The organism is Sphingopyxis sp. L1A2A (assembly GCF_005502465.1).
Taxonomy (GTDB): Bacteria; Pseudomonadota; Alphaproteobacteria; order Sphingomonadales; family Sphingomonadaceae; genus Sphingopyxis.
In genome coordinates this window covers 70,931-91,049 of sequence record NZ_SCOT01000001.1, presented here as the reverse complement: position 1 = coordinate 91,049, position 20,119 = coordinate 70,931, and the positions used below count along the sequence as shown (strand labels likewise).

The window sequence follows — 20,119 nt, the reverse complement described above, 5'->3', positions numbered from 1 at the left end:
GAAAGGGAGACTCACATTGGACGTTCGCATCTTGGCCCTTGCCGCCACCCTGCCACTCGCGGCTTGCGCCGCCAGCGAGGCCCCCGCCGAAACCGCGCCGCCGCCGCCCGCCGAAGCGGTGTGCAGCGCCGATGCCGTGCAATCGCTGATCGGCCAGACCGCGACCGCCGATGTCGGGGCGCAGCTGCTCAAGGGCAGCGGCGCGCGCACCCTGCGCTGGGTGCCGCCGCGCACCGCGGTGACGATGGATTTCCGCCCCGACCGGCTGACCGTTTCCTATGACGATGCGCTCAAGATCGAGCGGATCAGCTGTGGCTGACGCGGGCATCGGCGGGGCCAGCCGCCGCAACCACAGCTCGGCATCACCGTTCGAGGCGATCTACGGCTACAGCCGCGCGGTTCGCGTCGGCGACCGCATCGACGTCGCGGGTTGCGCGCCGATCGAAGCCGATGGAACATCGACCCCCGGCGACGCCGGGGTGCAGGCCGCGCGCTGCCTGGCGATCATCGGCGAAGCGCTCGACGCGCTCGGCGGCAGCTTCGCCGATGTCGTGCGCACCCGCATGTACATCACCGATGCTGCCGATGCCGATCTGGTCGGCCGCGCGCATGGCGCGGTGTTCGGGGCCATTCGCCCGGCGTCGACGATGCTCGTCATTCCCGCGCTGATCCGCCCCGAGTGGAAAGTCGAAATCGAAGCCGAAGCCATCATCATCGAGAAGAGTGTATGACCGACCAGTTCCAGCTTACCGACGACCAGCTTGCCATTCAGGATATGGCGCGCAAATTCACCGCCGACCGCATCACCCCCTTCGCGGCCGAATGGGACGAGAAGCATCATTATCCCGTCGATGTGTGGAAGGCGGCGGGCGAACTGGGTTTCGGCGCCATTTATGTCGCGGAGGAATCGGGCGGGATCGGGCTCGGCCGGATGGAGGCGGCGCTGATCATGGAGGCGATGGCCTATGGCTGCCCCGCGACCAGCGCCTATATCTCGATCCACAATATGGCGACGTGGATGATCGACCGCTTCGGCGGCGCTGAGGTCAAGGCGCGCTTTCTGCCCGACCTCGTCAGCATGGAGAAGATCGCCAGCTATTGCCTGACCGAACCGGGTTCGGGGTCCGACGCCGCGGCGCTCAAAGCGACCGCCAAAAGGGACGGCGACCATTATGTGCTGAACGGCACCAAGCAGTTCATCTCGGGCGCCGGCTATAACGACATCTATGTCTGTATGGTTCGCACCAGCGAGGAAAAGTCGAAGGGGATCAGCTGCCTCGTCATCGAAAAGGACACCCCGGGCCTTAGTTTTGGTGCGCCCGAGAAAAAGCTCGGCTGGAATGCATCCCCCACGGCGCAGGTGATTTTCGAGGATTGCCGGGTGTCGATCGAAAATCTGGTCGGCGCCGAGGGTGACGGCTTTCGCTTCGCGATGGCGGGGCTCGACGGCGGGCGGCTCAACATCGGCGCCTGCTCGCTGGGCGGCGCACAACGCTGTCTCGACGAAGCCGTTGCTTACACCAAGGACCGCCAGCAATTCGGCCAGCCGATCGCCGATTTCCAGAACACCCAGTTCATGCTCGCCGACATGGCGACCGACCTCGAGGCGGCGCGCGCGTTGCTTTATATGGCGGCGGCCAAGGTCACCGCGAACGCCCCCGACAAGTCGCGCTTCTCGGCGATGGCGAAGCGGCTGGCGACCGATAATGGCAGCAAGATCGTCAACGACGCGCTCCAATTGTTCGGCGGCTACGGCTATTTGAGGGACTATCCGATCGAGCGTTTCTGGCGCGACCTGCGCGTCCATTCGATCCTCGAAGGCACCAACCAGGTGATGCGGATGATCGTCGGAAGGGACTTGCTGCGCCAATGACCCCCAATCTCACCGAAGACGTCCTGATTTCAACCGACGGTCGTGTCGGCCGCCTGTCGCTCAACCGTCCCAAGGCGATCCACGCGCTGAACCTCGCCATGTGCGAAGCGATGATCGCCGCGTTGCTGGCGTGGCGCGATGACGATGCGATCGAAGCGGTCATCATCGACCATAGCGAAGGCCGCGGCTTCTGCGCCGGCGGCGACATCCGCATGCTCGCGGAAAGCGGCGCGAAGGACGGGACCGAAGCGCGCCAATTCTTCCACACCGAATATCGCCTCAACCATCTACTCTTCACCTATCCCAAGCCGGTCACCGCCTTCATGGACGGCATCACGATGGGTGGCGGGGTCGGCATTTCGCAGCCGGCGAAATATCGCGTCGCGACCGAACATACGCGCTTTGCGATGCCCGAGACCGGGATCGGCCTGTTCCCCGATGTCGGCGGCGGCTGGTATCTGCCACGCCTCGAAGGCCGCGTCGGGGTGTTCCTTGCGCTCACCGGGGCGCGGCTCGACGGCGCCGATTGCCTCGCGCTCGGCCTCGCGACCCATTATCTGCCGTCCGAACATCTGGCCGAAGCGAAGGCGCGCATCGCCGCGCATCCCGACCGCATCGGCGGCATATTGGGCGATCTGGCGGTCACCGCGCCGCCCGCCGCGATCACGCATCAGATCGACAAGATCAACCGGCTGTTCGCCAGCGACACCTATGAAGACATCCTCGCCGCGCTCGAAGCCGATGGCGGCGAATGGGCGACAAAGGAACTCGCGGCGCTGCATAGCAAATCGCCGCAGACGTGCAAGGTCGCGCTCCGCCAGCTGAAAGAAGGCAGCGAGATGCACGACTTCGCCGCGCAGATGACGCAGGAATATGCGATCGGCAGCCGCGTCGTCGCGATGCATGATTTCCTCGAAGGCGTCCGCGCGCTGATCGTCGACAAGGACAACAGTCCGCAATGGGATCCCGCGACGCCGGAGGCCGTCACTGACGACTGGATCGACGCGATCTTTGCGCCCTTGCCTGAAAACGAGACATGGACCCCGCTCACTTAGCTTCGTCACCCCGGACTTGATCCGGGGTCCCCGCGGTCATGGATACCGGATCAGGTCCGGCATGACGAATATCTGGAGATCATGAGAATGACCTACGAAACCCTCCTCGTCGAACAGCGCGGTGCCGTCACGCTGGTGACGCTCAACCGCCCGCAGGCGCTCAATGCGCTGAACAGCCGGGTGCTCGACGATTTGATCGCGGCCTTCGCCGCCTATGAAGCCGACCCCGGCCAACGCTGCGCTATCCTCACCGGGTCGGGCGACAAGGCGTTCGCCGCGGGCGCCGACATCAAGGAAATGGCCGACAAGCCGGCGTCCGATTTCTATCTCGAGGATTTCTTCGCGAAATGGACGAGCGACTTCGTGAAGAAGATCCGCAAGCCGTGGATCGCCGCGGTCAATGGCTTCGCGCTCGGCGGCGGCTGCGAGCTGGCGATGATGGCCGACTTCATCATCGCATCGGACAAGGCGAAATTTGGCCAGCCCGAAATCAAGCTCGGCGTCGCGCCGGGCATGGGCGGGTCGCAGCGGCTGACCCGCGCGGTCGGCAAGGCGAAAGCGATGGAAATGTGCCTGACCGGCCGGATGATGGACGGCGCCGAGGCCGAACGATCGGGCATGGTCGCGCGCGTCGTCGCGCACGACACGCTGGTCGAGGAAGCGGTGAAGACCGCGACGCTGATCGCCGCAATGCCGCCGATGGCCGCGATGGTGAACAAGGACATGGTCAACGCCGCGTTTGAAACGACGCTCGATCAGGGGCTGATCTACGAACGCCGCCTGTTCCAGATATTGGCGGCGACCGAGGACAAGGCCGAAGGCATGGCCGCCTTCATCGAGAAACGCGAAGGCGTGTGGAAGGGGCGGTGAGCCCAGTCCCCCTCCCGCTTGCGGGAGGGGTTAGGGGAGGGCCTGTTCCCTCCCCGCCAGTGCAATATTCGGGACAGGCCCTCCCCCGGCCCCTCCCGCAAGCGGGAGGGGAGATTAATGAAAATCGCCTTTATCGGACTCGGCAACATGGGCGGCGGTATGGCCGCGAATCTGGCGAAAGCGGGGCACGAGGTACGCGCCTTCGACCTCAGCGAAGAGGCGTTGTCGCGCGCCGTCGCGGCGGGCTGCACCCGCGCTGCCTCTGCCGCCGAAGCGGTCACCGGCGCCGAGGCTGTCGTCACCATGCTCCCGGCGGGCAAGCATGTCGCGTCTGTGTATGAAGGCGACGTCTATCCGAACGCCACCCCCGACACCCTGCTGCTCGATTGCTCGACAATCGACGTCGCAACCGCGCGGAGCAACATCGAAGCCGCCGCCAACGCGGGCCTCGTCGCGGTCGATGCGCCGGTGTCGGGCGGCATCGCGGCCGCCAATGCCGGGACGCTGACCTTCATGGTCGGCGGCACCGACGAAGGCTTTGCGCGCGCCCAGCCGATCCTCGCGCAAATGGGCAAGGCGGTGATCCACGCCGGCGATGCGGGCGCGGGGCAGGGCGCGAAGATCTGCAACAACATGCTGCTCGGCGCCTCGATGGTCGCGACGTGCGAGACGCTTGCGCTGGCGCTGAAGCTTGGGCTTGATCCGCAAAAATTCTTCGACATCGCCAGCGTATCGTCGGGGCAGAACTGGTCGCTGACCAGCTACGCGCCGCTTCCGGGCGTGGGTCCGACCACCCCCGCCGACAATGATTACAAGGGCGGGTTCGCCGCGGCGCTGATGCTCAAGGACCTGCGCCTCGCGATGGAGGCCGCAGCGAGCGTCGATGCCGATGTCCCGATGGGGGCGAAGGCGCGCGAGTTGTACGAGGTGTTTGTCGCCGCCGATCAGGACGGCCGCGACTTTTCGGCGATTATCCAGACGTTGCAGGGCTGACCGGCGTCTCGCGGAAACGTGGCGATGCGCTGGGAAGCGGACAAGCTCTAACCCACCTTCGTCATCCCGGACTTGATCCGGGATCCATGACGACAGTGCGGCTGGGGATCCCGGATCAAATCCGGGATGACGATGACGGAAAGATCGGACTGGCGTTTCTCACGGTCACTGATTGCGTCAGTAAAAATCCGCCGTCTCGCCCCCATCGCGGCGCTCGCCCCGATGCACCTGCGTCGGCGCGCGGCGCTCGCCCGTTCGCACCTCGATCCGCCCATCGATCCGCCGCACCTCGGCGGGCGCCAATATCCGTGCCCGGGCGATGCCGACCGCGCTCGCGGGCGGCTCCACCGGGGCGGTGACCGGAACGCTGCCGGTGAGCAGCAACAGGGCGAGAAACGACATGGCAATCATGCTCTGCCGTAACGGCAGGTGTGACCAGCACTTTAACCCTGAATCGCAACTATTTGTGTCCACCCGCGGCGTCGGCAGACCAAAGCAAAGGCCGCCTGCCCCGCGCTGGGACAGACGGCCTGCTGATCATATTCGAAAGCGGGTTCAGAAGCCGCTCTTCGCCTCGGCCTTTTCCTTGAGCAGCGGGGCGATCTCGAACCCGTGCTTTTCCAGCGCGGCGACGATCTTGTCGGTGCCTTCCAGCCCGGCCCAGAACATCGGGCCGCCGCGATAGACCGGCCAGCCATAGCCATAGATCCACACGACATCGATGTCGCTTGCGCGCTGGGCCTTGCCTTCGGACAGGATCAGCGCGCCTTCGTTGACCATCGGATACAGGGTGCGTTCGATGATCTCCTGATCGGTGATCTCGCGCTTCTGGGTTCCGGCCTTGGTGCGAAACTCCTCGATCAGCTCGGCGACACGCGCGCTTTCCGACGGCTGGCGCTTTTCGTCATAATCGTAAAAGCCCGCCTGCTTCTTCTGGCCCCAGCGGCCTTCGGCGCACAGCGCGTCGCGGATGCTTTCGATGCGGTTCGGGTCGCGGTGCCAGCCGATGTCGACGCCCGCAAGGTCGCTCATCTGGAACGGCCCCATCGGCATGCCGAATTCGACATGGACCTTGTCGACCTGCGCCGGGGTGGCGCCTTCCATGAGCAAGTTCATCGCCTCGAACTGGCGCGGTTTCAGCATGCGGTTGCCGATAAAGCCGTCGCAGACGCCCGCGACCACCGCGACCTTGCCGATCTTCTTGCCGATCGCCATCGCGGTCGCCAGCGCGTCGGGCGCGGTCTTGTCGCCGCGCACGACCTCAAGCAGCTTCATCACATTGGCGGGCGAGAAGAAGTGCATGCCCAGCACATCGCCGGGGCGGCTCGTCGCGGTGGCGATCTCGTCGACATCGAGATAGCTGGTGTTCGACGCCAGGATCGCGCCCGGCTTCGCAATTTTATCGAGCTTGCCAAAGATGTCTTTCTTGACGTCCATATTCTCATAGACGGCTTCGATGATCAGGTCGCAGTCGGCGAGATCGTCGAGGCTGAGCGTCGGCGTCAATATACCCATCATCTGGTCGACCTGTTCGGGCTTGAAGCGGCCCTTCGCGGCCGATGCATCGTAATTCTTGCGAATGACGCCGACGCCGCGGTCGAGCGCGTCCTGCTGCATTTCGACGATTGTGACGGGGATGCCCTTCTGGAGCAAGTTCATCGAAATCCCGCCGCCCATCGTGCCGGCGCCGATCACGCCGACCTTCTTGACGTCGCGCAGCTGGGTGTCTTTGGGCAGGCCGTCGATCTTGGCGGCCTGACGCTCGGCGAAGAAGATGTGACGCTGCGCCGCCGACTGGCTGCCGAACATCAGCTTCATGAACTGCTCGCGCTCGAAGGCGAGCCCTTCGTCGAACGGCAGCCGCGTCGCGGCTTCGACGCAGGCGAGGTTGGCATAAGGCGCCTCGAAGCCGCGCCAGCGCTTGGCGTTCGCGGTCTTGAGCTGTTCGATCACGGCGACGTCGCCGAACACCGGGCGCTCGCGCGTCGGGCGCGGGCCGTCGGCGATCTTGGCGCGCGCAAAGGCAATCGCATCGGCGGCAAGGCTGTCTTCGCCCGCGAGTTCGTCGACGAGGCCAAGCTCCTTCGCCTTGGCAGCGGGGAGCGGATCGCCGGTCGAGGTCATCGTCGCTGCGGCTTCGACCCCGACGACGCGCGGCAGGCGCTGCGTGCCACCTGCGCCGGGCAGCAGGCCGAGCTTCACTTCGGGAACGCCGAGCTTCGCCGAAGGGACCGCGATGCGGTAATGACAGACGAGCGCGGTTTCCAGACCGCCGCCAAGCGCAGTGCCATGGATCGCGGCGACGACGGGCTTCGATGCGGCTTCGATGCTGTTCAGCACCGCGTTAAAATCGGGACCGCGCGGCGGCTTGCCGAATTCGCTGATGTCGGCGCCCGCGATAAAGGTCGCCCCGGCGCAGCGCAGCACGATCGCCTTGACGCTATCGTCGGACAGCGCGGCGGCGAAATGATCCTCCAGCCCCTGGCGGACGTGCCACGACAGCGCGTTGACCGGCGGGTTGTTGACGATGATGACAGCAACGTCGCCATCTTTCTCCAGCGTGACGCTGACGGGGGTTTCTTCGGACATTTCAGGCTCCTTAAAGGGTTCCGTTCGCTTCGAGCGAAGTCGAGAAGCGTCTAGCGCTGCGCTCGGCGTGTCTCGACTTCGCTCGACACGAACGGTGGGTGGGTTCTCAATTCAATCGTCGATCGCGGCGTGGACCAATGTCTTGACCTCGCGCCGCACGGGATAGGTGGAAGAGGGCATGAGCTGGGTCATGAACACCATGCAGATCGCTTCGACCGGATCGACAAAGAAGCCGGTCGAAAACATGCCGCCCCAATAATAATCGCCGACCGACCCGGGGGTCATCGTCTGCGCGGGACTCTCGTTCACCGCAAAGCCCAGGCCAAAGCCGACCCCGGCATTTTCCGCCTCGGAAAATATGCCGACGCTGTGCTGGACCAGGTCGCCGCCGCCGACGAGATGGTTCGCGGTCATCAGCGCCAGCGTCTTGCGGCTGATGATCCGCGTGCCATCGAGCGCGCCGCCGCCGAGTAGCATCAGGCAGAAACGGTGATAGTCGGCCAACGTCGAAACCAGCCCGCCCCCGCCCGAATGGAAGCTCCGATCCTTCGCCCAGCGGCTCTTGTCGCCGCCGTCAAAGGGTTTCATTTTGGCCACCGGGTCGAACGCATAGCAATCGGTCAGCCGGTGCTGCTGGTCGGCGGGCACCTTGAACCCGGTGTCGACCATGGCGAGCGGGCCAAAGATACGCTCCTGCAACACCTGTGCGAACGGCTTGCCCTCGATCCGCTCGACCACCGCGCCGAGCACGTCGGTCGCCATCGAATAATTCCAGTGCGCGCCGGGGTCGAACTGCAGCGGGATTTTCGCTAGCCCTTCGATGAAGCTGTCCATCGTGTAATCGGCGTCGAAATCGTCGATCCGCGCCTTGCGATACGCGGCATCGACCGGGGTGCGCTCCTGAAACCCGTAGGTCAGCCCCGATGTGTGGCGCAGCAGGTCGACCATGCGGATCGGCTGCGTCGGCGCGCGGGTCAGGAACGGCACATTGCCGCCGCCCGCGACGAAGACGCCGGTGTCCTTGAACTCGGGGCAAAATTTGACCAGCGGATCGGACAGCGCAACCTTGCCTTCCTCGACCAGCATCATGAACGCGATGCTGGTGATCGGCTTGGTCATGCTGGCGATGCGGAAAATCGCATCCTCGGTCAGCGCTTCGCCCGGCCGCGCCTCGCCGACGCACGACAGATGCGCGATCTCGCCGCGCCGCGACACGAGCGTCGCCGCATGCGGCAGGCGGCCGGTGCCGACATATTTGGCCTCGAGAAAGGCGGGAATGCGGTCGAGCCGCGCCGTATCGAAACCGTGAGTCATGGCATCCCTTTTGACTGTGAAGGCTTCGCGCCTTCCTTTCGTTCCTGTTCGTGTCGAGCCCTTCGACTGCCTTGCAGGCGCTCAGGATAAACTTCCGGCGATTGCCGGAAGTCGAGACACCCCGAAGGCGCGCGCGACTGATGGGCATCTCGACTTCGCTCGATGCGAACGGAAGAGAGGAGGCAGATCAAAACCATTGTCTCAATGCGAAGTCTGGCCAAGCAGCTGGCGCGTCACCGGATGCGAACTGGTGAGCCCGCCGTCAACCGCGATCGCCTGTCCATTGACGTAGCTCGCCTGATCGCTGGCAAGAAATAGCGCGACATTGGCGAGCTCTTCGGGCTGCGCCGCGCGCTTGAGTGGATTGAGCTGGCCCAGCTTGTGGGTGACTTCCTTCGCCTTCGCATAGTCGAAGGTCGGCTTGGTCATCCCCGTTTCGGTCAGCCCGGGGCAGATCGCGTTGACGCGCACGCCGCTGGTGGTCAGCTGCTGCGCCGCGGTCTTGGCGAGGTTGATGACCCCCGCCTTCGACGCGGAGTAAGCCCCGGGACCAGCGCCAGAATTGATCCCCGCGACGCTCGCGGTCAGCACGATCGCGCCGCCGCGGCCCTGATCGACCATGGCTTTTCCGGCATGTTTCACCATCAGCGCCGGACCGATCAGGTTGACGCGCAGCGTCTCGGCCCAGGCGATCGGATCGAAATCGAAAATGCCGCCCATGTCGCCGATGATCCCGGCGTTGGCGAACGCGATGTCGAGGCCGCCATAGCTGTCTTTTGCGGTGGCCACGAGGCTCACGACATCGGCCTCGACGCCCGCATCGATCTCCAGCGCCACGGCCGCGCCGCCGGCATCTTTCACCAGCTGCGCGGTCTCGTGCACCGCCGCACTCTTGTCGCCGAGCACCAGCCTTGCGCCCTCGGCGGCGAAGCGCAGCGCGCTCGCACGGCCGATGCCCGAACCGGCACCCGTGATAATCGCGATCTTGCCGTCCAATGCGCCCATCATGCGCCTCCTGAAATCGTGGCCCCGCCATCGCACACGATGGTCTGGCCGGTGGTGAATGCCCCTGCCTTGCTGGCAAGGAAGACCGCGGCGCCCGCAATTTCATGCGGTTCGCCGATCCGTTTCAGCGTCGAGGCAGCGGTCGATCGTTTCAGATTCTCGGGATTTTCCCACAAGGCGCGCGCCATGTCGGTGCGGATCAGCCCCGGGGCGATACAATTGACACGCACGCCCTGCGGACCGAATTCGACTGCAAAATTGCGTGCGACCTGCATGTCGGCGGCTTTGGAAATGCCATAGGCGCCGATGATCGGCGACCCTTTGAGTCCGCCGATCGAGCTGATGATGGTGATCGACCCGTCGCCGCGTTCGAGCATCTCGGGCGCCACCATCGAAATCAGCCAGTGGTTGGACAGGATATTATTGTCCATGATCTTGCGGAACTGGTCGTCGCTGATCCCCAGCCCCGGTCCATAATAGGGGTTCGATGCGGCGTTGCAGACGAGCGCGGTGATCTTGCCGAACGCCGCGCGCGTCGCGTCTACGAGATTCTGCAAATCGTCCTTCGACGAGATATTGGCGGCGACCGCAATCGCGGTGCCGTCGCCGAACCTCGCGTTGATCTCCGCCGCGGCGTCGTCGCACGCATCCTGCTTGCGGCTCGAAATAACGACCTTCGCGCCCTGCTGCGCCATCGCCTCCGCGGTCGCCTTGCCGATGCCGCGCGACGATCCGGTGATCAGCGCGACCTCGCCGCTCATGTCGAACAGGCTCATGCCCCGGCCTTCCTGGCAAAATCCCATGCCTTTTCGGCGAGCGGACGGACGCGTTCGGACATGTCCTTGGCATGTTGCGATGATGCGGTGCCTTCGATCACGCGCTTTTTGATCCCCTGGATGATCCCCGCGAGGCGGAAGAAATTATAGGCGAAATACCAGTTCATGTCGGGAACCCCGGTGCGGTCGGTGGCCGCGCAATAACGCTCGACCATTTCGTCGAGTTCGGGAATGCCGAGCGCTTGCCGGTCAAGGTCCATGACCCCCGATCGCCCGCCATTTTCGGTCACCCACGCCATTGCGACATAGGTGAAATCGGCGAGCGGATCGCCCAGCGTCGATAGCTCCCAATCGAGCACCGCCAACACCTCAGGCCGATCCTTCGCAAAGATCATATTGTCGATGCGGTAATCGCCATGGACGACGCTGGTGAGCGTCTGTTCGGGCAGGGTCGCGGGCAGCCACGCGATCAGCTGCTCCATCTCGTCCATCGTCTCGGTCTCGGCGAGGCGGTACTGCTTGGTCCAGCGGTCGACCTGACGCCCGAAATAATTGCCCGGCTTGCCGAAATCGGACAGGCCTGCCGCTTCGACATCGACCTTGTGCAGCGCGGCGAGCGTGTCGATCATCGCTTCATAGGTGGCGCGGCGGTTTTCGGGGGTCGACCCCGGCATCGCGCCGTCCCAGATGGTGTGGCCGTCGACCATCCCCATCACATAGAACCAGCTGCCGGTCACGCTGTCGTCGGTGCACAGCCCATATTGGCGCGCGACGGGGAAACCCATCTGATGCAGCCCCGACTGGACCTTATACTCGCGGTCGACCGCGTGCGCCGACGGCAGCAGCGGACCATAGGGTTTGCGGCGGAGGACATAATTGCCCGACGGCGCGGCAATCTTGTACGTCGGGTTCGACTGGCCGCCGGCGAATTTATGCTGGGTCAGCGGGCCTGCAAAGCCTTCCACATTGGCTTCCATCCACGCGGTCAGCTTCGCCTCGTCGAGCACATCGGCGCCTTCGGGCGCGACGGTGCCGCTAAAGGCTTTCTGCGCGTCGATCGTCATTGGTCGAAAACGACCACCGACCGCGCGGCGTCGCCCTTCTTCATCTTGTCGAACCCGTCGTTGATCCGCTCCAGCGGAATCGTTTCGGCGACGATGCTGTCGAGGTCGAGCAGCCCGCGCAGATAGAAGTCGACGAGCCGCGGAATATCGACCGGGAAACGGTTGCCGCCCATGATCGCGCCCTGCAATTTCTTCCCCGACAGCAGGTCCATCGCGCTGAGGCCGACTTTCTCGCTCAGCGGCATCATGCCCAGGATCGTCGCGGTGCCGCCGCGGCGCAGCGACGCGACGGCGAGCGCCGCCGACGCCGGTCGCCCGACCGCTTCGATCGCATGATCGACCCCGCCCTTGCTGATCTCGAGGATCTGTTTCGCGGCATCGCCGTCCAGCGCATCGACGACATCGGTCGCGCCGAGCTTCATCGCCAGCGCGCGTTTTTCGGGCATCGGATCGGCGGCGATGATGCGCCCCGCGCCCGCGATCTTCGCGGCGTTGATCGTCGCCAGGCCGACGCCGCCGCAACCGACGACGACGACGGTCTCGCCCGGGGTCACTTTGCACGCGTTAAAGATCGTCCCCGCGCCGGTGGTCACCGCGCAGCCGATCACCGCGGCGCGGTCGAGCGGCATGTCGGGGTCGATCGCGACGCACGCATGTTCGTGGACCAGCATCGTTTCGGCGAACGCTGAGAGGTTGAGCATCTGGTTGACGGGTGAGCCGTCGGGGCGCGTGATGCGCGGTGCCGCGCCAACGGGGCGCCGCGTATCGCCGCCCATGCACAGCGACATGCGCCCGGAAACGCAAAACTCGCAATGCCCGCAGAAGGCTGAAAGACAGGTAACGACCGCGTCGCCGACCTTGACCGTGCGCACTTCGCTGCCGACCGCCTCGACGATGCCCGCGGCTTCATGGCCGGGAATCGCGGGCAGGGGGTGCGGATAGGCGCCATCGATAAAATGCAGGTCTGAATGGCAAAGGCCGCACGCGGCGGTGCGGATGCGCACCTCATGCGGACCGCAATCGGCGATCTGCACCGTCTCGATCGACAGCGGCTGGCCCGGTTCGATCAGAATCGCGGCTTTGGTCATGTGAACTGGAACCTTTCCCATCTACGTGTGGCGAGACCCGCTTCGCCATTCCCGTCATTGCGAGGAGCGAAGCGACGAAGCAATCTCCAGCTATCGGCCTTGCGCCATGCTGCACGCTAGAGATTGCTTCGCTTCGCTCGCAATGACGTTAGCCCCGCGATGTCAGCGCGAAGCGCCGATGTCGCCCGACGAAAAGCCCGGCTCGCTCGCCGCGCTGTGCTTGGCGAATTCGATGCGGGCGATCGCGCGTTCATGCACCTCGTCGGGACCGTCGGCGAGTCGCAGAGTGCGCTGATGGGCATAAGCGTTGGCCAGGCCGAAATCTTCGGACACCCCCGCGGCGCCATGTGCCTGGATCGCGTCGTCGATGATTTTCAGCGCCATGTTCGGCGCCTGCACCTTGATCATCGCGATCTCGGCGGCGGCGGCCTTGTTGCCGACCTTGTCCATCATGTCGGCGGCCTTCAGGCACAGCAGCCGGGTCATTTCGATGTCGATGCGCGCGCGCGCCAAACGATGTTCCCAGATGCTGTATTCGGCGATCGTCTTGCCGAACGCGACGCGCGATTGCAGCCGCTTGGCCATCTTGGCGATCGCTTCTTCGGCGGTGCCGATGGTGCGCATGCAATGGTGGATACGCCCCGGGCCAAGCCGCCCCTGCGCGATTTCAAAGCCGCGGCCTTCGCCGAGCAGCATCGCATCCTCGGCGTTGACGCGAACATCCTTCAGCTCGATTTCCATATGGCCGTGCGGCGCGTCGTCATAGCCGAACACGGGCAAGTGACGCAGGATCGTCACGCCGGGCGCGTCGAGCGGCATCAACACCATCGATTGCTGGGCGTGGCGCTTGGCGGCGAAATCGGTCTTGCCCATCACGATCGCGACCTTGCAGCGCGGATCGCCCGCACCCGACGACCACCATTTGGTACCGTTGATGACATAATCATCGCCGTCGCGTTCGATCCGGCACTCGACATTGGTCGCGTCGGACGACGCCACCGCGGGCTCGGTCATCAAAAACGCCGACCGGATTTCGCCGTTCATCAGCGGCAGCAGATATTTCTCTTTCTGCGCGCGCGTGCCGTAACGGTGGAACACCTCCATATTGCCGGTGTCGGGCGCCGAGCAGTTGAACACTTCGCTGGCAAAGCCGATCCGCCCCATTTCCTCGGCGCACAGCGCATATTCCAGGTTGGTCAGGCCCGGGCCTTCGAATTCGATCGTCTCGTCGACATGATGATGCGCGGCGCTGCGCGGCGGCATGAACAGGTTCCAGATGCCCGCGGCCTTGGCCTCGGCCTTCAGCTCCTCGACGATCGGAATGACCTTCCAGCGGTCGCCCGCCTTGTCCTGTTCCTTGTACGTCGGTACCGCGGGGCGGACCTTGCGCTCGATAAACTCGCGCACCCGATCGCGCCAATGGGTCTGCCGGTCGGTGAGATCGAAATCCATCTGAGCATCCTTTCCGTTTACGTTCGCGTAAGCCTTTGGACCGATTCGCCCTGTTTTGCCAACCCCTGCGGGCCGATTATTACCTCATTCCGTCGTCAACTGACATTTTCCGTTACGGATGTGTCGCGGCGGACTGATCCAGCGGCGACGGCTCCGGCGCGCCGCCGCGGATCGACAACGAAAAGGCCCAGGCGGTGAGCAGGCCGAGGGTCAGCGTGATCGCCAGGTAGGTGCTGGCCAGATTGCCTACGATGGCAGGGTTGATCGTCGCCGGATCGGCGCGTTCGGGAAAACCGATCGCGCCCAAAATCTGGCCCGACAGAAAAATGCCGACCCCTGTCACGCATTTCTGCATGAAGAAATATCCGGCGTAGAACACCCCCTCCTGCTGCCGCCCGGTGATGCGGAAATTGGCGGTGGTGACATCGGCCATCATCGATGCGCCGGTGATCATGACGCTAATGCTCGCCGCGGTCGAAATGGTGATGAAGGGCAGGATAAAGCCCAATGTCTGCATTGGCGTCATCGTTGGCACCCAGCCCATCAGGAACAAGAAATAGGGAGTCATGCCGACAGTTGTGGTAACGAGCGCCAACCGGACCGCCGCCGCGGGTTTGCCGTACCGCCGCCCTGCCCAGCGCGACACGACCAGCGCAAGCGCGACCCCGCCGAACAGCGAAAAGGCATAGAGCACCTGCTCCGTAGTGCCGAGTTTCCACACATAGCCGAGCAGATAGTTTGACAGCGCGAAGGTGACGCCCTGATTCGCGAATGCAAAAAAGCCTGCGAGCAACAGCAGTAGGAACGGTTTGAACCGGATACAGCCCGCCATCTCGCGCAGCGTCGGCTGGTGCGGCTCACCCGGTAGCGGACGAGCATAGCGGCGATGGGTACCAATCGCCGATGCCAGCACTGCAACTAGCATGAGCACCGATCCGGCGATCGCATAGCTGGCGTAGTTAGCTTGGGTCATATTGCCCGCCTCGTTCAGGCGGAAAATACCGTATCCAGCAGCGAGCATCAGCAGCCCACCGGTCCAGCCGAACAGGTAGCGCCAGCCGAGCACCGCGGTTCGTTCGTGATAGTCGGGGGTCATTTCTGGCGCGAGCGCGATCGACGGCACCTCGTTCAGCGAAATACTCATCCGGACAAGCGTCGCGAAGATCAGCAGATAGACGAGCTGGAACCATTGTTCGCCTGCGGGTGGCATCCAAAGGAACAGCCAGGTCACCGCGATCGGGATTGCCGACACATAAAGCCATGGGTGGCGCCGCCCCCATCGGCTGCGCGTGCGGTCGGACAAATGCCCGACCGCGGGGTCGATCAGCGCGTCGAGCAACAGTGCGATCAGCAGCACCAGTCCGACCCACGCAGCGGGCAAGCCGATCACTTGGTTATAGAAGGTTAGCAAAAAGACCGAAAAGCCGTTGTCTTTGATCCCATAAGCAACGGCGCCGAACCCGTATGTGATTTTGGTCGCCGTCGGGACGCGGTCCGCCGCCGCTGTGGTCACGCCGCTGCTCCGGCCTTGGCGGCCTCCTCCATCGCGACCAGCGCGTCGAACATCCCCGGCGATTCGGGATCCCAGGCGTGGCGCTGACCGATCGTCAGCCCGCCGTCGACGAGCAAATGGGTGCCGGTCATGAACGATGATTCGTCGCTGGCCAGAAAGGCGACTGCATTGGCGATGTCGTCGGGCTGGCCGCCGCGCGCGACCGGCTGCGCCTGCGCGCTCATCCCGGCGATGACCGCATTGGCCTGATCCTTCATCGCGTCGGGAACCTCCAGCGACGCGGTAAAGATATTGGTGTTGATAAAGCCCGGGCAGATCGCGTTGACGCGGATGCCATAGCGCGCCAGGTCGGTCGCCGCGACCTTCGACAGATGGAGCACCCCGACCTTGGCCACGGCATAGGCGGTGGGTGAATAGCCGGCGCCGAGCGCTGCGACGCTCGCGGTGTTGATGATCGACGCGCCCTTGCGCCCCTTCATATGCGGGCTGGCATAACGGATGCCCATCGCCACCGATTTCAGCACCAGATCCATCGTGCGGTCCCAACCCTCGGGGGTAATCTCGTCGATCGGGGCGCGGTCGCCACCCGCCGCGGCGTTGTTAAAGACAATGTCGATGCCGCCGGCTTTCGCGGCCGCTTCGTTCATCAGCGCCTCGATGTCCGACGGCTTGGTCACGTCGCAGCGGATGAAATCGATCTTGCCGTTCGACTGTTCAGCGAGGGCGCGGCCGCCCGCCTCGTCGATGTCGGCGGCAAAGACATGCGCGCCTTCGCTCGCCAGTTTCAAAACTGTGGCTTTGCCGATGCCCGATGCGGCACCGGTGACGACGGCAATCTTGCCTGCGAATCGCATGACCCATTCTCCCGTTTTCTTTTGCCACTTAGCTTAGGCGCCAAAGGTGACGCGTCAACGGCGGCCTGTCGGACGCTACGGCGCCGTAACGGCAGGTCGGGCCGCCCAAGTTGACGCTTGCGTAAAGCAGGCGACTGCTCCTAGATTTGGGGCTGGAAGAGGAGCCTGAAACATGAGCGATCTGGACGCTTTTCGCGCCGAAGTGCGCGGCTGGCTAGAGGCGAACTGCCCCGCCGAAATGCGCGAACCCATCCGCGAGGAAGGCGATGTGTGCTGGGGCGGACGCAACTGGGTGTTCAAGAATGACGCCCAGAAAGCGTGGCTGGAAGCCTGTGTTTCCAAAGGCTACACCGTCCCCGACTGGCCCAAGGCTTATGGCGGCGCCGGGCTGACCCCCGAGCAGACCAAGATCTTCAAACAGGAAATGAAGCGCATCCACGCGCGTTCGCCGCTCGACAGCTTCGGCATCTGGATGCTCGGCCCCGCGCTGCTGCAATTCGGCACCGAGGAGCAGAAGGTCCAATATCTGAACCCGATCGCGCGCGGCGAAATCCGCTGGTGTCAGGGCTATTCCGAACCGGGATCTGGCAGCGACCTCGTTTCGCTCCAGACCTTCGGCGAAGACAAGGGCGATCATTGGGTCGTCAACGGATCGAAAATCTGGACCAGCTACGCCGATCAGGCCGACTGGATTTTCTGCCTTGTCCGCACCGACAAGGCGAACAAATATCAGGGCATCACCTTCATGCTCTTCGACATGGCGAGCAAGGGGGTCACCACCAAGCCGATCCTGCTGATCAGCGGCAACTCGCCTTTCTGCGAAACCTTCTTTGACGATGTCGAGGTGCCCAAGACGCAGTTTATCGGCGAGATCAACCGCGGCTGGGACGTCGCCAAATATCTGCTCGGCCACGAACGCGAGATGATCTCGGGCGGCGGCGCGGGCGGCGACATGGTCAGCATCGGCGGCGCCTTTGCCAAGGCGTTCGGCAAGAACGCCGCGGGCGAACTCGACGACCCGATCCTGCGCGCCGAAATGGCGGCGTTCGACGTCGACGTCTTTGCTTACCGCGCGATGGGTGAGCGTTTCATGGACATGTGGAAAACCGGCCGCGCGCATCCGGCCAGCTCGAACATGATGAAATATGTCGGCACCGAGCTCAACAAGCGCCGCCACGAACTCGTCATGTCGGGCGGCGGCAGCGAAGCGCTCGAATGGGACAGCGAAGAGACCAAGGGCGGCGCCCGCGCGCGCGGCTGGCTGCGGACCAAGGCCAATTCGATCGAAGGCGGGACAAGCGAAGTCATGCTCAACGTCATCGCCAAGCGGATATTGGATTTGCCGGGGGCGTAAAAACACGTCGCCCCAGCGAAGGCTGGGGCCGCTATCGGGACAGGGCGGTTCAGGCTGCCAACGATCCCAGCTTTCGCTGGGATGACGAAAACAGATTGGGACAGACATGCCACTCTATCACAATGACGACCAGGCGATGCTCAAGGACAGCGTCGCGCCCTTCGTCGCCGAACAGGCGCCGGTCTCGCATCTGCGCCAACTCCGCGACAGCGCCGACGCCACCGGCTTCTCACGCGACCTGTGGTCGCAGTTCACCGAAATGGGCCTGCCCGGCATGCTCGTTCCCGAGGCGCACGGCGGGCTCGGCATGGGGCATATGGAGGCGGGCATCGTGCTCGAGGAAATCGGCCGCAACCTGACCCCGTCGCCCTTCCTGTCGACCAGCGTCGGCGCGGTTGCCGCGCTGGCGAAGGCGGGCGGCACGCAGGCGGGCCGCTGGCTCCCCGCGATCGCCAGCGGTGAAGCCATCATCGCACTCGCGATCGACGAAGGCGCCAAGCATCGCCCCGACCGCATCGCCACCACCGCAACGCGCGCCGGGAACGGCTTCCGCCTCGACGGCAAGAAGAGCTTCGTGCTCCACGGCCATGTCGCCGACATGAGCATCGTCGCGGCAAAGACCGACGGCGGCATCACGTTGTTCGCGGTGCCGAAGGACGCCAAGGGCGTTACCGTCGATCCGCGGCGTCTGGTGGACAGCAGCCTCGCGAGCCACGTCACGCTCAACGGCGTCGAGGTTGATGCCGACGCGGTGATCGGCGAAGTCGATGCGGGCGGCGACATCCTCGATGCCTTGCTCGCTGCCACCCGCGCCGGATCGGCGGCCGAACTCGTCGGCGTCGGGCAGGGCGCGATGGACATGACCGTCACCTACCTCAAGGAACGCAAACAGTTCGGCAAGCTGATCGGCGAGTTCCAGGGCCTCCAGCACCGCGCCGCGCATCTTTACGGCGAAATGGAAGTCGCGCGCGCCACGGTGATGAAGGCGCAGCAACTACTCGACGAAGGCAGCGAAGGTGCCAGGCTGATGGTCTCGGTGGCCAAGGCGAAGGCCGGCCGCGCCGCCAACCTCGCGGTGCGCGAAGGCGTCCAGATGCACGGCGGCATTGGCATGACCGACGAATATGACATCGGCCTGTACATGAAACGCGACCGCGCGCTGGCGGAATATATGGGCGACGTGCATTATCATATCGATCAGGTCGCGCGGATGAACGGGTACTAAGTGACCTAAAACCCCTCCCCTTCAGGGGAGGGGCAGTGAGACTTGGTCCGGCGTAGCCGGGCCTTAGTCGCAGCGGGGTGGGGTCTATCGGCCTTGCGCTACCTCGCGAGACCCCACCCCAACCCCTCCCCTGAAGGGGAGGGGCTTTAAAGGAGCCCATATTATGAACCTCCAGGACATGTTCGGCCTCGACGGCCGCATCGCGCTCGTCACCGGCGGCTCGCGCGGCATCGGCAAGATGATCGTCGAGGGCTATCTCGCCGCGGGCTGCGCGCGCGTGTACATCTCGGCGCGCAAGACCGCGCAGATCGAGGAAGCCGTTGCCGACTTCGAAACGCGCTATCCGGGCAAGGTCATTGGCCTGCCCGTCGATCTCGCGACCGTCGAAGGCTGCCGCGCGCTCGCCAAGGAACTCGAAGCGCGCGAAGAACGCCTCGACATCCTCGTCAACAACGCCGGCGCCGCATGGGGCGAACCGTTCGAGGGTTTCCCCGAGGCGGGCTGGGACAAGGTGATGGACATCAACGTCAAATCGCCCTTCTTCCTCACCCAGGCGCTGCACGGGCTGCTCAAGGCGGGCGGGTCGCACGACCGCCCGGCCAAGGTCATCAACATCGGCTCGATCGACGGCCAGCGGCTCAATCCTTGGGAAACCTACAGCTATCATGCATCGAAGGCCGCGATCCTCTATCTCACCAAGCGGCTCGCGGCGCGGCTGGTCCACGACCATATTCTGGTCACCGCGATCGCGCCCGGCGCGTTTCAGTCGGACATGAACAAGGCCGCGCGCGACCATGGCGACGCGGTCGCGCAGAGCATCCCGGTGAAACGCATCGGGGTGCCCGAGGATATGGCGGGCGCCGCGATCTTCCTCGCGTCGAAGGCGGGCGACTATGTCGTCGGCGACACGATTACCGTCGATGGCGGGCTGGTGCACGGCGATTTGCGGACCAGCATCGACGCCTGACGCCCTCGTCACCCCGGACTTGATCCGGGGCCCATGCCCGCGCCGCTGCCATCGATGCCGGATCAAGTCCGACATGACGAAATTGGGGCAAATTGACTCCTTCCGATCCTTGGTGTATTATATAACT

At 64.3% G+C, this 20,119-nt stretch carries 19 protein-coding genes; 9 read left to right on the top strand and 10 right to left on the bottom strand.

Features of this window, described 5'->3' with window-relative positions; all coding sequences use genetic code 11:
- Window positions 1-16: 16 nt before the first annotated feature.
- From FFS68_RS00465 to mmsB, 6 genes are all read left to right on the top strand, one after another.
- Window positions 17-319: an I78 family peptidase inhibitor gene (locus FFS68_RS00465; protein WP_249339947.1), complete on the top strand. Its 303-nt coding sequence runs from the start codon at window positions 17-19 to the stop codon at window positions 317-319.
- Entirely contained in the window at window positions 312-731 is a 420-nt protein-coding gene (locus tag FFS68_RS00460) for a RidA family protein (RefSeq protein ID WP_249339946.1), read from the top strand. The genes FFS68_RS00465 and FFS68_RS00460 overlap by 8 nt, the downstream gene beginning before the upstream one ends.
- Window positions 728-1,873 (top strand): acyl-CoA dehydrogenase family protein, encoded by a 1,146-nt coding sequence (locus FFS68_RS00455; protein ID WP_137751343.1) that lies wholly within the window; start codon window positions 728-730, stop codon window positions 1,871-1,873. The genes FFS68_RS00460 and FFS68_RS00455 overlap by 4 nt, the downstream gene beginning before the upstream one ends.
- The gene (locus tag FFS68_RS00450) at window positions 1,870-2,928 is read left to right on the top strand and encodes an enoyl-CoA hydratase/isomerase family protein (RefSeq protein WP_137751342.1); all 1,059 of its coding nucleotides are present in this window, start codon (window positions 1,870-1,872) and stop codon (window positions 2,926-2,928) included. Before FFS68_RS00455 ends, FFS68_RS00450 begins: the two co-directional genes overlap by 4 nt.
- 87 nt (window positions 2,929-3,015) lie before the next feature.
- The gene (locus FFS68_RS00445) at window positions 3,016-3,798 is read left to right on the top strand and encodes an enoyl-CoA hydratase-related protein (RefSeq protein ID WP_137751341.1); all 783 of its coding nucleotides are present in this window, start codon (window positions 3,016-3,018) and stop codon (window positions 3,796-3,798) included.
- Between the two features lie 117 nt (window positions 3,799-3,915).
- Window positions 3,916-4,791: a 3-hydroxyisobutyrate dehydrogenase gene (gene mmsB, locus FFS68_RS00440; protein WP_137751340.1), complete on the top strand. Its 876-nt coding sequence runs from the start codon at window positions 3,916-3,918 to the stop codon at window positions 4,789-4,791.
- A 177-nt stretch (window positions 4,792-4,968) separates the two neighbouring features.
- Here mmsB and FFS68_RS00435 read toward each other — a convergent pair whose 3' ends face one another.
- The 10 genes from FFS68_RS00435 to FFS68_RS00390 all read right to left on the bottom strand — a co-directional run bounded on the left by FFS68_RS00435 (window position 4,969) and on the right by FFS68_RS00390 (window position 16,446).
- Window positions 4,969-5,193, bottom strand: a complete 225-nt coding sequence (locus FFS68_RS00435) for a hypothetical protein (protein WP_249339945.1) — start codon at window positions 5,191-5,193, stop codon at window positions 4,969-4,971.
- Between the two features lie 153 nt (window positions 5,194-5,346).
- Window positions 5,347-7,380, bottom strand: a complete 2,034-nt coding sequence (locus FFS68_RS00430) for a 3-hydroxyacyl-CoA dehydrogenase NAD-binding domain-containing protein (protein ID WP_137751338.1) — start codon at window positions 7,378-7,380, stop codon at window positions 5,347-5,349.
- Window positions 7,381-7,491: 111 nt separating this feature from the next.
- Window positions 7,492-8,694: a serine hydrolase domain-containing protein gene (locus FFS68_RS00425; RefSeq protein WP_137751337.1), complete on the bottom strand. Its 1,203-nt coding sequence runs from the start codon at window positions 8,692-8,694 to the stop codon at window positions 7,492-7,494.
- A gap of 201 nt (window positions 8,695-8,895) precedes the next feature.
- The gene (locus tag FFS68_RS00420) at window positions 8,896-9,699 is read right to left on the bottom strand and encodes an SDR family NAD(P)-dependent oxidoreductase (protein ID WP_137751537.1); all 804 of its coding nucleotides are present in this window, start codon (window positions 9,697-9,699) and stop codon (window positions 8,896-8,898) included.
- Complete coding sequence (locus tag FFS68_RS00415) at window positions 9,699-10,475, bottom strand: SDR family oxidoreductase (protein WP_137751336.1); 777 nt, start codon at window positions 10,473-10,475, stop codon at window positions 9,699-9,701. The genes FFS68_RS00420 and FFS68_RS00415 overlap by 1 nt, the downstream gene beginning before the upstream one ends.
- Window positions 10,472-11,539, bottom strand: coding sequence for a phosphotransferase family protein (locus tag FFS68_RS00410; RefSeq protein WP_137751335.1), 1,068 nt, complete (start codon window positions 11,537-11,539; stop codon window positions 10,472-10,474). Before FFS68_RS00410 ends, FFS68_RS00415 begins: the two co-directional genes overlap by 4 nt.
- A complete protein-coding gene (locus tag FFS68_RS00405) occupies window positions 11,536-12,627 on the bottom strand; it encodes a Zn-dependent alcohol dehydrogenase (RefSeq protein ID WP_137751334.1) in 1,092 nt (363 codons plus the stop codon). The genes FFS68_RS00410 and FFS68_RS00405 overlap by 4 nt, the downstream gene beginning before the upstream one ends.
- Window positions 12,628-12,789: 162 nt before the next feature.
- Window positions 12,790-14,079, bottom strand: coding sequence for an acyl-CoA dehydrogenase family protein (locus FFS68_RS00400; protein ID WP_137751333.1), 1,290 nt, complete (start codon window positions 14,077-14,079; stop codon window positions 12,790-12,792).
- 112 nt (window positions 14,080-14,191) lie between these two features.
- Complete coding sequence (locus FFS68_RS00395) at window positions 14,192-15,592, bottom strand: MFS transporter (protein WP_171003686.1); 1,401 nt, start codon at window positions 15,590-15,592, stop codon at window positions 14,192-14,194.
- Window positions 15,589-16,446, bottom strand: a complete 858-nt coding sequence (locus FFS68_RS00390) for an SDR family oxidoreductase (protein WP_137751331.1) — start codon at window positions 16,444-16,446, stop codon at window positions 15,589-15,591. The genes FFS68_RS00395 and FFS68_RS00390 overlap by 4 nt, the downstream gene beginning before the upstream one ends.
- Window positions 16,447-16,618: 172 nt before the next feature.
- Between FFS68_RS00390 and FFS68_RS00385 the strand changes: the two genes are divergently transcribed.
- From FFS68_RS00385 to FFS68_RS00375, 3 genes are all read left to right on the top strand, one after another.
- Window positions 16,619-17,800, top strand: a complete 1,182-nt coding sequence (locus FFS68_RS00385; protein ID WP_137751330.1) for an acyl-CoA dehydrogenase family protein — start codon at window positions 16,619-16,621, stop codon at window positions 17,798-17,800.
- Window positions 17,801-17,906: 106 nt separating this feature from the next.
- The gene (locus FFS68_RS00380; protein WP_137751329.1) at window positions 17,907-19,025 is read left to right on the top strand and encodes an acyl-CoA dehydrogenase family protein; all 1,119 of its coding nucleotides are present in this window, start codon (window positions 17,907-17,909) and stop codon (window positions 19,023-19,025) included.
- 163 nt (window positions 19,026-19,188) lie between these two features.
- Window positions 19,189-19,992, top strand: coding sequence for an SDR family oxidoreductase (locus FFS68_RS00375; protein WP_137751328.1), 804 nt, complete (start codon window positions 19,189-19,191; stop codon window positions 19,990-19,992).
- The last annotated feature ends 127 nt before the right edge of the window (window positions 19,993-20,119 follow it).